Raw genomic sequence first — 12,377 nt, forward strand, 5'->3', positions numbered from 1 at the left:
CGCTTTGGCGCGGGGACAAGGGAGGATTGTTCGGTGAACACACAGGCTCACAACTTCATTGCTGTCGAGCAATGGCAGGGCAAGGCATTCCTCGGCGACTGGTCGGCTACCTGCGGCGGCGTGACTGACGTCAACAATCCCGCGACGTGCGCCGTGCTCGGCTCGGTCGGCATCGGCAATGCGACCGATATTGCGGAGGCGGCGCAGCAGGCGCGCCTCGCCCAGCCGGCCTGGGCAGCCAGGCTGCCGCTCGAACGCGCTGCAATCCTGAACAAGGCGGCCGACCTGCTCGAGCGCAATGCCGAGGAGCTGATCGGCTGGATCATGCGCGAGAGTGGCTCGATCCAGCCGAAGGCCGCGATCGAGATCGAACATGGCGCCGGCTTCTTGCGTCATGCCGCCGCCGTTGCGCTCGAGCCGAACGGAATCCTGTTGCCGTCGATGGAGGCGGGCCGGTCGAACACCGCCAAACGCGTGCCGCACGGCGTCGTCGGCGTGATCTCGCCGTTCAACTTCCCGCTGGTGCTCTCGATCCGCGCCATCGCCGCCGCACTCGCGGTCGGCAATGCGGTCGTGCACAAGCCGGATCCGCGCACCTCAGTATCGGGCGGCATCATCATCGCGCGCATCTTCGAGGATGCCGGGCTGCCAAGCGGCGTGCTCCAGGTCGTGCCCGGTGGCGCGGACGCAGGCGAAGCCATGTGCGCGGATCCCAACATCGCGATGATCTCGTTCACCGGCTCGGCCGCCGGCGGCAGCAAGGTCGGCGAGGTCGCCGGCCGCCATCTCAAGAAGGTCCAGCTCGAGCTCGGCGGGAAGAATTCACTGATCGTGCTCGACGATGCCGATCTCGACATCGCGGCGTCCAACGCCGCCTGGGGTTCATTCCTGCATCAGGGGCAGATCTGCATGTCGACCGGTCTCGTGCTGGTGCAGAAGAGCATCGCCGAAGGTTTAGCCAATCGCATCGCAGAGAAGGCGCGTCATCTGCCGGCCGGCGATCCCTCGACCGGCCGCGTCGCGCTCGGACCGATCATCAGCGATGCGCAGGTCGCAAAGATCCAGTCCATCGTCGATGACGCCGTCGCCACGGGTGCGCGGCTGCTCGCCGGCGGCGGCCATGACGGGCGCTATTATCAGGCGACCGTGCTTGCCGATGTGAAGCCCGGCATGCTCGCCTTCGGGGAGGAGATTTTTGGCCCCGTTGCCTGCCTCGTCAGCTTCGAGACCGATGATGAGGCGGTCGAGCTCGCCAATCGCTTGGACTATGGGCTCGCCGCAGGCGTTATCTCCGGCTCGCTGGCGCGCGCCCGCGCCGTCGGCGAGCGTTTGAACGTGGGCCAGCTCCACATCAACGACCAGACGGTAAATGGCGGCCCGTTCGCACCGTTCGGCGGCCGCGGCCGCTCCGGCAATGGCAGCCGCATCAGCGGCCCTGCCATCTGGGAGGAGTTCACACAGTGGGTGTGGACCTCCGAGAAGCCGCAGGCAACGCCCTACCCGTTCTGATCCTGCGCACAGCATCCGGCGTGCGCTGCGCCGGATGCTGTGCTCTCCCAATTCCATCGCAACATTTCCGACCGGAGATCCCATCATGAAGATCCGTGCCGCCATCGCCCGCGACAAGGGCGCGCCGCTCAGCCTCGAAAGCATCGATCTCGAAAATCCCCGCGCTGACGAAATCCTCGTGAAAGTCGCAGCGACCGGCGTCTGCCACACCGACCTCGTCGTCCGCGATGGCATGCTGCCGACGCCGCTGCCGGTCGTGCTCGGCCATGAAGGTGCCGGCGTCGTCGAGGCCGTCGGCGCTGCCATCACAAAGGTGACACCCGGTGATCACGTGGTGATGACGTTCAATTCCTGCGGCACCTGCCCGAGCTGCCGCGACCATGCGACCACTTACTGCCACGAATTCTTCCCGCGCAATTTCTTCGCGACGCGGGTCGACGGCACCAGCGGCCTTTCCAAGGACGGCGAGCGCGTCAACGGCAACTTTTTCGGCCAGTCGTCCTTCGCAACTCACGCGCTGTGTCACGAAGCCAATGTCGTGAAGGTGCCAAGCGATGTGCCCCTTGAGCTGCTGGGCCCCCTGGCCTGCGGCGTGCAGACCGGCGCCGGCGCCGTGATGAACGCGCTGCGCGTTTCACCCGGAAAGTCCTTGGCTGTGTTCGGCACCGGCTCGGTCGGCCTGTCGGCCTTGATGGCAGCGGTCGTCGTGGGCGCGACGACGATCATCGCCGTCGATACCAAGCCGTCGCGGCTGAGCGTCGCCAAGGCGCTCGGCGCCACCCACACGATCGATCCGACCAAGGTCAATCCGGTCGAGGAGATCATGCGCATCACCGGCAGCGGGCTGAACTTTGCGCTCGATACGACCGGCCTTCCAGCCGTGATCCGCAGCGCGGTGGAGAGCCTCGGTCCGCGTGGCGCCTGCGGCATCCTGGGCGCCTCGGGCCCCGATGCCGAGATCGTTCTCAACGAAACTCACTTCATGAGTGGCGGCCGTCGCCTCATCGGCATCGTCGAAGGCGAGTCCACCCCGGACACGTTCATCCCGATGCTGATCGACCTTTATCGGCAGGGGCGCTTCCCATTCGACAAGCTGGTGAAGTTCTACACGCTCGACGAGATCAACCAGGCGATCCACGCCTCCGAAACCGGCGAGGTCATCAAGCCGATCGTGCGGATGAGCTGAGCCTAGCAAATCCAATTGCCATCGCAAACGAGCGGCCCCGCCGGCGAAAGGAGTGACATGTGCAAGGAACAGCCCGCAGCCATTCTCGAGATCAGCGCCGAATTTCCGCCGCCCGAAAATGCCGGCCCGCCCGAGATGCGCGGCTGGTTCGAGGCGATCAATGCAGACGCCGATTCCCGAGGGGATCATGATCGAGCGCGTGGAGGCGGGCCCCGTGGGCGGCGACCTGATCCGCTATGCTGGTGCGGACGACAAGCGCCTGATCATCTACTTCCATGGCGGCGGTTTCTTCTTCGGCTCTTCGCGCTAGCACCGCGTAGTGGCCGCGAATCTCGCGCGGGCGTCAGGCATGGGCGTGCTCGCCGCCGATTATCGGCTGGCGCCGGAACATCCCGCGCCGGGCGCGCATGATGATGCGTTCAGCATCTACAAATGGGCGCTGGACCGTGGCTATGCCGCGTCTGCCATCGCGCTGACCGGTGATTCCGCCGGGGGCAATCTTGCGCTCGCGACCGCCGTACGGGCCCGCGATGCGGGCTTGCCTCGCCCTGGCGCCCTGGTGCTGATGTCGCCGGCGCTCGACTTCACCGGCACGAGCGAATCCTATCGCACGATCACCGATGCGCCGTTGCTGACCCCGCAATTGATGGGGCTCTGCACCAATGTGTATGTCGGCAAGGCGACCCGCGATCACCGCTGGCGACGCCGTTCGACAGCGACCTCACCCAGCTTCCACCGGCGCTCATCCATGTCGGCGCCTGGGAATTGCTGCGCGACGACAGCATCACGATTGCCAGGAGGCTGCGCGAGGCCGGTGGCGTGGCAGAGCTCAAGGTCTGGGACGGGATGTGCCATTCCTGGCGATGCTCGACGAGGGCATGGCCTCGATCGAGGAGGCAGCGAGCTTCGCGCGAGCGCATCTGAAGGCGTAGAGAACGACAGCCAGCGCGGCGGGCGAAAGAGATCGCAGCTCGATAGAGGGGATGCGCCATTCTTGGCAGCACTCCCATGTCCCAGCTGGTCCTTGGGCTGCCTCAGGGAGCAGTTTGCGTTTTCTGCAAAAGGCGTTCGCAGTCCCTGGCTCGGATGCTCAACGCACTGGCCAACCGCTCAACGATCTCATTCTCAAGCCCCTCCTTTTTCGCGCGCGCGTGAATGTCCGCTACAAGGTCGGGGATCTGCTTGGCCATGGAAACCAGACTTGCAACAAGTTCATCCGCATCGACGCGCGTCTCGCGCGCAAACTTTTGCCATTGGCGCAAGCCGATCTGGTCGAGTTTGTATTCCCCACCGACTTTCATCGCGAGCTTGATCTTGCGCAGGTCGATGTCTTTGTAGGGCAGAATGCTGGCAACGTCGTAAAGCGGCGCAAGCCGGACATGGGGGCCGCTGGCCAGGAGCAGGGAGTAGTTCTTGGCGTGCGCGTCAGTGCCGCCAATGAGCCAATTGAACCCCAAGGCGTTGACGAATGTCTCCACGTCGGCCGCCCGGTCTGTGGAGTGGGTGCGCAGGAGCTCGACGACGTCGGACGGGGTCGGCCCACCTTCATTCTGGTACTTGCGGGTCGGCAGGATGCCCATGGCCTGGCAGATGTCTTCCTGATGGACTCGAATGATGTCGTTGCCGCTGACGTGCCTGTCGTAGCGCTCAACGACGATGGCGATCTCGTTCTTGAACCGCATGACCCCTGTATCGGCCACCGGCAGTCCGAGGTCTCGTGCGAGCCGCAGGCAGATATGCTCGTTCTCCGCATGTCCGTCGAAATGCCCGGTGGGCGGCTTCAGGATGTGCGTGGTCGGAACTCGTCCGGATGGAATGCCCCATTGCCCCTTCTTCAATAGAAGGGCCGTCTTCGGCTGTGCACCTGCAAGACTAAATTGTCCCGTGTCACGCGGCAGGCGCCATGCCGCGTGATCTTCGCGCAAGGCCTTAAGGCGTTTGGCGATCTCCGCCTCGTCGAGCCATTCGGTCTTGTCGTCCTTGCCGCTTCGCAGAGCTTCGAGACGATCTGGTGCAACGAACTGGATGGCGCCCGCGCAGTCTTCCCCTACGTTGGAGATGAGCGCGAAGACGTTGCGGGCGGAAACCTGGAATTTCTTGGCCCAGCGATCGAGCACCTGTTCATTGTCGGGCAGAAGGCCCCACAAGAAGGCCTGTACGACGGCCGAACCATGTTCCTGTGCGGCCAGCGGCATCGAAAGCGAAAGCGGGTAAGCTCCGGCTGATCCACGCCAATCATCGTTATAGATAAAGGCCAACCGGCCGCGCGCATCGTTGCGCAGGCGGCCGATTTCACCGCCGTCCAGAAGTGCGACAAGCTCGTTTGTCATGTTCTGCTCTTCTTGGCTTTGGCGACGATGGCGTTGATGTCGATGGCGCTACGGGCTGATCTGCGGCTGGTCATCTGCTGGTCGTCGGCATCCAACGGAATGCCGAGGGCATCGAGCGCCCGCAGCACGAGCGCCAGCTCCGCGCGCGGGTGGCCATGCTCGATGTCGATGACCCACTGACGGCTGACGCCGATCTGCTTGGCTAGGGTCGACTGGTCGAGTTTTAGACGTTTGCGCCTGTCCCTGATGACGGCGCCGAGGTCGGCGGGGGTGCGAATGAGCATGGATGGATCCAATGTCAGCGTTCGCTTACATTAACATATGTCAGCGCTCGCTGACAATTGATAATTGTCGCCGTTCGCCGACATTTTCAAATGTCAGCGATCGCTGACATTACCAAGAGATAACCGAGTCCAATGGGCGACATTCAGCCACAGATCCGAGCGGAGCTATCAAAATCTAAGTTTTCATCGGTTTCTCGTCCTTAAGTTGTTCCTGACGACGAAATGAAGACTTCAATAGTCTATGGCGAGAGAAACCGCCCCTTCGAGAGGACTTAAGTCGCGCTGAGGATAATCTTGAATCTACCGTTGCGGGCGGCCACGCATCACGACCGCGCGGTCCAACAACAGGCCGAATCCAAAGAGCTGATCCGGATCGTGGAGGGCATCTATGGCAAGCTCAATGGTCGTTCGGAGGAGATAAAGAACGCGCGCCTTACCTCGCCAAGCCCCGATCTCCGCATCGAACTCCGAAACGGAGTGCCGGCTCCCGGAGAGTTCGCTTGGACCAGATGCCGGGTTTCGCTCGACAAGCATCTCTATGCCTCTATGCCCAGCGTATAGCGCGACAATCTGGGTGGGGAGCTTCCACCCAAATTGCCGCGCGGCATGCGGCGCTGTTCCGGTGACGGGGCGTGGGCGGCCCAAGCGAGCGCGCGGGCGTTCTTAACCTGCCCGTCGCCGTGTTCCTCGGCGAAGGCGACGAAGCCCCTGAGCAGGATATGCTGGATGCGGAACTTGAATCCCAGTAAGCGCTGCAGGGCTACGTATCTGGCAAGATCTTGGCTCAAGATCGCGCTTCTCCCGGCCACGGCTGCGCGATCTGCTGCAGCATGAGAATGTCGACCTTGGCGTAGTGCGCGGTCATATCAGGCGGCCGATGTCGGAGCACAGTTCCGAGCATGTCGAGCGTGGCGCCGCCCCGCAGCATGGCAGTCGCCGCCCAGTGCCGGAGCAGATTGGTGCCCTTTGAGGGCGCGGCGATGCCGGCCCTGTTCGAGCGCTCGTCGGACAACACGCGACCGTTCATGCTCCTACACGCTGAGAACTTCGCGATTGAGCGAACGTAATCGCTAGTGAGTTCCAGTGAGGATCTGGACGCAGCCGATCACGACCTCGATCAGGATGAGCACGACCACGGCGACCTCCAGCCGAAGCGAGCGTTGCGTGTCGATAATATCCGTTAGCGCATTCCCAGTTTCGGAGATCGCCTTGAGCTTGCGCTCGAGCGTGTCGAGACGCTCCTGCAGCTCATATTCGTCCTCCAGACGCGAATAGAGACGGTCGAGCCCAGGCTTCTCCCAGAGTACGTCGGGCTTCTCCGCGACGGCGACCCGGCCTGCGACGCCCTGCTGCACCAGCAGCACGTTACCAATCAGTTGCAGGATTCCCTTGCGTCGGCGCGGCGTGCGGCCGCGCTGGGCGAGCTCACGCGCAAAGGGCTCGATGACGTCAAAGACGGCGGCGACGCGGCGCTCGTCGCGGGTAAGCGCCGTGCTTTTGGCGATCGCGTCGGCGATCAGGAGCAGCCGGTCGTCGGAGAATTTGGCGATGCAGATTGGCCCGCCCGGCTGGATCGTCTCAGAGGTTTCGTCGTTGCAGAGCTGCGCCTGCACGGTCTCTTCCTCGTAGGGGCTGAATTCGCCGACCACGCGCGGCTTCAAGATGTCGATCAGAGCCTTCTCTTCGGAGGGCAAGAGGCCGATCAGCACCACGATGCCGTAGCGGAAGATCACGGCGAGTCCAGCATGGACGCGGAACGCGACGGGCGTTGATGACACCAGCGTTCCGATCTCCAGACCCGCGGCATTGATGCAGTCGCCCAGCATCAGAGCGCGAATCCGCAAACCCGGCGTGGGGTCCTGCCCGGGTAATGTTGCGGGCGTGCCCACAGAGAGTTGATCGGCGTTCACACGAAGATCCTGCTTGGACAGATGCAGATTACCGTTTGCTTGTTTGCTCGTCGAGAAGCGACGGCCGCACGCCGCAAGGGCCGCCATTTTTGCAGGGGTGTAGTCAGTCGCACTGTCCCGACAATCTTCGCGATAAAAGTCAATTACATTCGTCGGAGCGCGCACGCGAGGACACAGTCACTTCCATCGCGATGAGGTCGGCCTTCTGTCATCTTGGGCAAGTTGCACCTACTGTTCGTTCGGGAGCGCCGTTTAATGCTGCGATCATGTTCCGCTCGTGGTCAAGCGGTTCGACGTCGCATTGTCGCGGCTGAAGCCAATAACGAGCAAGTGACCGTCTCATGGTTGAGGCTAGCGCGTACACTTCGACCCAGCGAAGCATGTCAAGGATGAGCAGTTGGGCTGATGAGTCTCTATCCGCTTCTACTCGAGTTTCTGCCGCGCGAACATTGCGGACCAATCAAGCCCCTGCACGGGGCCGAAGAAGCCATGTCGCAGTTCGGTGCTTGGTTCCGTGGAAGACGTCAACGCCTTGTGGGCAAAGCCTGCGCGCTGCCTCTACGGCGTCCTCCAACTTCGAGTCCTGCGACGCAAAGGTCCATTTACCCGGCCGGGGCATGCGCAACAACCTACGGGAATTGATAGGCCGGCTTCCTCTTGGTTGCCAGGAAGGAGTGCCGGAAATCTTAGCGCAAACATTGGGCTGTGAAGGAAGTGGACCTTTACCGCGGTTTGCTCCGCAACGTCAGATCCCGTCGTCAGCACCCCATAGTCTTCCAAATTGCCGAACATGAGAGTATTGAACCAACCCTCGCATCAGCGGTGATGCCGTTCGTCGCAGGCGCACGTTCATGCAGAAGCCGGTGTCGGTGGAAGGCCATCGCCGGGCCATAGAGGACAGCTTCAAACCGCCAAACGGGCTCGCAATAAATCCATTTGGATGTGCTCGTCGGAAACTGATTGCCTTTCCGTAAGCACCCGCCGGCTGCGCGGACGTTGCAGCGCCAGTCGGACTTAGGCGCGGACATACTACCAGACTTGATAGTCTCTTTGCTCTTCAAATATCAGCTAAGTTGAGCTGTTTCGGAAGGTACATGTCGTGCGCGCAAAGCGCGCCCGGGAGGGAAGACGAATCGATGCCGTTTGATTTCACCGCAGCGTCATACCTCTCTCAATGGTTGCCCCATTCGCTCAACTTGTGTCGCCCCTGCGATCGTGTCGCCTCGTCTTCCGTTGGCAATTGCCCCCCGCCTTCAAGCGCTCATCGCTTATCCGCGCGAGAACAGGTTCCTGCTAAATCACACTGTGCGATCCGTTCGCATGCGGAACGCGTCGCAATTCGAACCCGTTCCTTGGCTAATGCGCCCGCCGTTTGGGCACCTAATCTTCTCTCTTGCGTCAGATTGGCATGCCGAAGTTTTCGCGCGAGCCGGCGCTTATTTGATCGCGGTCAATGTGGGATACGACACAGTAATCGATCGTATATGCTAACTGGCGGTCTGGAATCCGCTCCGGCTTTGATCGGCCAAATTGAAGAGCATTCGCATGAACAACGTCATTTCCCTTGTAGTGCGTAGAGCGTCCCGTCCCGCAGCGTCGAACTGTTGGCTGGGATCACCGCCGAAGTCAAAAAGTTCCCTTATGACGTCACCCGTCGCGCCCGTGCCCGAAAGCTTCGTTGGTCGAAAAACGGCAGCCCGGAACGGCGCGCCAAGCGCAAGCAAATTATCGCGCGCGGCGGAGCTTCGACGCGTATGAGGATCGCTGAGCACCGGGAGGCGGCCGTTTTCCGCTTCGATGAGTATGTGAGCGCCTATTGTGTCGCGAAAACCGCTGGGGCGCCGCGAGCGCGGCTAGCGGAGCTGGATGAGGCGTCGACCGCCGCAAGCGCTGAGATGTTCAAGGCGGCCACCTGATGCTGCTCGATCCCCGACGACCGCGAGAAGACTGGCGAAGCTGTCCGCTTACCTCCGCTGTCTGCGTGAGGTCGGTTCCGTGTATAATGCGAGCCCCTACCTCCCCGAAAGGTCAACGGCGAATTCTGGCTGCTCGCGTTCCTTCGCACGGTATTGAGCGCCAGCCGGCGCATAGGGCGGAAGGCCGATTTTCTGATCTTTGCGCGGTCCGTCAGGAACTACATGCAGCAGCAGGCGCACAGCGACCGATCGGTCGGCCAGACATGGACGAGGCAATCAAGGTCTATCGGACCGAAAATTCAACTGAGAATGCAAAATGACTGATGACGGAGCGATTGATGCTGGACCGGTAAAATCTATTGGTGGACCTCATATCCTGCTTGACCTTTGGGAAGCTAACCACCTTTACGATCCGTCCATCGCGGAAGACGCAATTCGAAAAGCTGTTCGCGCAGCGAAGGCGACGCTGATCCACCTTCATGTGCATAGGTTCTTCCCAAGTCATGGCGTTTCGGCAGTGGCGTTGCTGGCTGAATCGCACATGACCTTACATACTTGGCCTGAGAGCGGCTACGTGGCTGCTGATGTTTTTGTCTGTGGCAGCGGTGATGTAAAAAGTGCAGTCGCGGTTTTGATCGAGGCTTTCCAGCCTAAACGATCTGACGTCCGCAGTGTAAGAAGAGGTAACGGTCAGGCAGGTAGAGCTTACGACCAAAGCCCATAAGGGCTGCGCCGCGGCCAGACGTGGTCGCGGGAGGGGGATGCGATCGGCGGTCATGAACCGTCGACAGCGGGGCACAACGCAGCAAGGGAGCCGATCAGTTCGGCTCGCCGGACCTCTCGCATCGGGCTACTGCTGCTCACACTCATAGTCCTTCACAGGCAGACATAGTTTCGCGCCAATCTCGTCAAGTCACTGCATCTGGATTTGTCGTCCGCACTGCACAGGGTCTCGAATGATGAGTGAGAATTCTTCTTCGCATACGCACAGACCCGTGATGTCAACGCAAGACAATCAACATTCGACTTATCTTGCGTTCTCAGAAGACAGCGATAACTTCGATAGATACAACTATTGTCTGCGCCGCATCATTCATCTCAGCCATACGCCTTTTCAAGCTGTATGCGTTGCGGAGACCGCGAATTATGGCGTCACTCTTTTCTTGGACGGCATGATCCAAAGCGCTGCTTTGGATCAGGAACTGTATCACGAACTCTTGGTCCAACCCGCGATGCTCGCTCATCCAGCACCTAGGACTGTACTAGTTATCGGCGGGGGAGAAGGAGCGACCATTTGGCAGACGCTACGCCATAAGTCGGTCGAGACGGCAACGATGGTTGATCTCGACAGCGAGCTGATTAATATATGCCGGGAATATCTGAAAGACTGGCATCGAGGCGCCTTCGACGATCCCCGATGCAGGGTTGTTTTCTTGGATGGTAGAGAGTTCATCGTAAACGACCAAGACCTTTATGATGTCATTATCATCGATTTGAGCGATCTCGTTTCCGACAGCCCGGCGCTGGCTCTCTACACTCGGGAATTTTATCTGCGTATCAAAAGGCGGCTGAGGCCTGGCGGCGTTGTTGCCGTTCAGGCGCTGAGGTTTTCTTTTGCTGACGGCCGCGCTCATGCAATGCTGGCGCGAACGCTCAAGAGCGTCTTTGAGCAAGTTCATAGTTACAGCGCGTTGATTCCCTCATTCTTGCGAGGTTGGGGATTTCTCGTCGCATCTGACTGGTTCGACCCGAACCGACTATCCGCGTCGGCTATGAATTCGACAATCTCAAAACGTTTGGAGGTATCTCTCTCTCACTTAACCGGTGAATTCTTTAGGTCGTGTTGTACCCATTGCTCACAAGCGCAAAGGCTGCTTGCGTCGGACGGGCCTATCTTTGAAGATAATAAGATGGGCGATCTCGAAAAGATACTCACACAACTAGGTGAACACGTACCTCAAGCAAAGTAACAAAGCCCGATGCGCCCCCTCGACCAGTTTGTGAGAGGGCTATGTTGAGCCATATTTTTCTGCGTCGGACAATATCTGTTTCACGACGCAAGATCCCGATTTGTCAATGCGATCATTTTCAAAGTTGGCGGCGTCCTGACTTCCTGACTTTAAAATCCACGCTGTGGTACAATTCCAACGATATGGCGGAGACACGTTGGCCGCGCGCTCGCGGGCGTGACGCCGCATCTGATGGTGACCGCCCCCTATGGCGCGAATTACGACCCGAACTAGCGCGAGCGCGTCTGTCGCAGCGACGGCACCTAGTTCAGCGCTGGCGCTAGCGGCCTCGTCCTCAACGACGATCGCGATGATTGGACCGAACCTGTGTATCCATTCGGCGTAGGCCACAGGATCACCGCTTCAGCAGTCCGGGGTTTTCCTTGTAGAGCCTGATGAGCTCGATCAGGTTCTCGATTCCAAAGTCGGTGAACGCCTTGACGCCATCTTCTCCGACGCCATTGACCCAGATGACCCCGTCCTCGATCTCCACTTCAATCGAGATGTCGCGGAGCCAATCTTCGTCTTCACCAAGGTCCTTGGCGACCTGGGTGATGGTGGTGACGTGATGGACTTTGTTGACGTGCGTGGTCATGCCGCTCGAGCGGAGAACGTTGATGCCGGGGTCCAATTCCAGGGCAGAAGCTCGTCCAGCCGATGAGCTGGGTGGGCGGCGATGCGAGCAAGGACGTCGGCCAGCCAAGCTTGCGGGTCGACGCCGTTCATTTTTGCTGTGACGATCAGGCTGTACATGGCCGCGGCGCGCCGTCCACCGCGATCAGATCCGCAGAACAGCCAGGACTTCCGGCCAAGAGCGATTCCTCGCAAGCCCCGTTCGGCGGCATTGTTGGAGAGACACACGCGTCCATCTTCCAGGAACAGCGTGAAGCTCGCCCAACGCTTCAGGATGTAGTTGAACGCCTTGGCCAGGTCATGGCCGCGAGACAGTTTGGCGAGTTGCTCGCGCATGTAGACCTGAAGGTCCCCGACCAGAGGCCGGCTCAGCGTCTGTCGCACCTGAAGGCGCTCCTCGGTGCTCTTGCCGTTGATGGAGCGTTCGATCTCGAACAGCGCATCGATCCGCCGCACGACCTCGATCGCGATCGGAGAGAGCGGGATTTCCTTTTTTCCGGCGCCCTTGCGCCGGGCATTCTCTTCGATGTCGGCCATGGCAAAGAACGGGCGCCTTCCATGCGACCAGCAGGCAGCTTCCCGGATCGGTCCGGGCTGGCG

Annotated in this window: 13 protein-coding genes and 1 pseudogene; 7 read left to right on the plus strand and 7 right to left on the minus strand. The window is 60.6% G+C overall.

What is annotated here, in order from left to right; translation table 11 throughout:
- Nucleotides 1-33: 33 nt before the first annotated feature.
- The 4 genes and pseudogenes from AXW67_RS36255 (at nt 34) to AXW67_RS45135 (ending at nt 3,619) form a co-directional block, all read left to right on the plus strand.
- Nucleotides 34-1,509, plus strand: coding sequence for a benzaldehyde dehydrogenase (locus AXW67_RS36255; protein ID WP_063681758.1), 1,476 nt, complete (start codon nt 34-36; stop codon nt 1,507-1,509).
- A gap of 85 nt (nt 1,510-1,594) precedes the next feature.
- Nucleotides 1,595-2,695 (plus strand): NAD(P)-dependent alcohol dehydrogenase, encoded by a 1,101-nt coding sequence (locus AXW67_RS36260; protein ID WP_063681759.1) that lies wholly within the window; start codon nt 1,595-1,597, stop codon nt 2,693-2,695.
- A 160-nt stretch (nt 2,696-2,855) separates the two neighbouring features.
- Nucleotides 2,856-3,005, plus strand: a complete 150-nt coding sequence (locus AXW67_RS43385) for a hypothetical protein (protein WP_201723754.1) — start codon at nt 2,856-2,858, stop codon at nt 3,003-3,005.
- A gap of 39 nt (nt 3,006-3,044) precedes the next feature.
- A pseudogene (locus AXW67_RS45135) lies at nt 3,045-3,619 on the plus strand (alpha/beta hydrolase fold domain-containing protein).
- A gap of 110 nt (nt 3,620-3,729) precedes the next feature.
- On the opposite strand, the gene AXW67_RS36270 reads toward AXW67_RS45135, so the two are convergent.
- The 5 genes from AXW67_RS36270 to AXW67_RS36295 all read right to left on the minus strand — a co-directional run bounded on the left by AXW67_RS36270 (nt 3,730) and on the right by AXW67_RS36295 (nt 7,219).
- Nucleotides 3,730-5,025, minus strand: a complete 1,296-nt coding sequence (locus AXW67_RS36270; RefSeq protein ID WP_063681761.1) for a type II toxin-antitoxin system HipA family toxin — start codon at nt 5,023-5,025, stop codon at nt 3,730-3,732.
- Entirely contained in the window at nt 5,022-5,309 is a 288-nt protein-coding gene (locus tag AXW67_RS36275) for a type II toxin-antitoxin system Y4mF family antitoxin (protein WP_063681762.1), read from the minus strand. The genes AXW67_RS36270 and AXW67_RS36275 overlap by 4 nt, the downstream gene beginning before the upstream one ends.
- A gap of 536 nt (nt 5,310-5,845) precedes the next feature.
- A complete protein-coding gene (locus AXW67_RS36285; RefSeq protein WP_136623786.1) occupies nt 5,846-6,097 on the minus strand; it encodes a hypothetical protein in 252 nt (83 codons plus the stop codon).
- Entirely contained in the window at nt 6,094-6,336 is a 243-nt protein-coding gene (locus tag AXW67_RS36290; protein ID WP_063681765.1) for a site-specific integrase, read from the minus strand. The genes AXW67_RS36285 and AXW67_RS36290 overlap by 4 nt, the downstream gene beginning before the upstream one ends.
- Before the next feature lie 43 nt (nt 6,337-6,379).
- Nucleotides 6,380-7,219: an RMD1 family protein gene (locus AXW67_RS36295; protein WP_063681771.1), complete on the minus strand. Its 840-nt coding sequence runs from the start codon at nt 7,217-7,219 to the stop codon at nt 6,380-6,382.
- Between the two features lie 1,604 nt (nt 7,220-8,823).
- Between AXW67_RS36295 and AXW67_RS42465 the strand changes: the two genes are divergently transcribed.
- The 3 genes from AXW67_RS42465 to AXW67_RS41250 all read left to right on the plus strand — a co-directional run bounded on the left by AXW67_RS42465 (nt 8,824) and on the right by AXW67_RS41250 (nt 11,105).
- Nucleotides 8,824-9,135, plus strand: coding sequence for a hypothetical protein (locus tag AXW67_RS42465; RefSeq protein ID WP_145928106.1), 312 nt, complete (start codon nt 8,824-8,826; stop codon nt 9,133-9,135).
- 316 nt (nt 9,136-9,451) lie between these two features.
- Nucleotides 9,452-9,859, plus strand: a complete 408-nt coding sequence (gene speD / locus AXW67_RS41245) for an adenosylmethionine decarboxylase (protein WP_082908159.1) — start codon at nt 9,452-9,454, stop codon at nt 9,857-9,859.
- Between the two features lie 274 nt (nt 9,860-10,133).
- Entirely contained in the window at nt 10,134-11,105 is a 972-nt protein-coding gene (locus AXW67_RS41250; RefSeq protein ID WP_161491331.1) for a spermine/spermidine synthase domain-containing protein, read from the plus strand.
- A 394-nt stretch (nt 11,106-11,499) separates the two neighbouring features.
- Here AXW67_RS41250 and AXW67_RS36315 read toward each other — a convergent pair whose 3' ends face one another.
- The gene (locus AXW67_RS36315) at nt 11,500-11,739 is read right to left on the minus strand and encodes a hypothetical protein (protein ID WP_063681769.1); all 240 of its coding nucleotides are present in this window, start codon (nt 11,737-11,739) and stop codon (nt 11,500-11,502) included.
- Nucleotides 11,736-12,377: IS66 family transposase (tnpC, locus tag AXW67_RS36320; RefSeq protein WP_145927375.1), on the minus strand; the 642-nt coding region annotated here is incomplete at its 5' end. The genes AXW67_RS36315 and tnpC, both read right to left, overlap by 4 nt.

The organism is Bradyrhizobium neotropicale, assembly GCF_001641695.1.
GTDB lineage: Bacteria > Pseudomonadota > Alphaproteobacteria > Rhizobiales > Xanthobacteraceae > Bradyrhizobium > Bradyrhizobium neotropicale.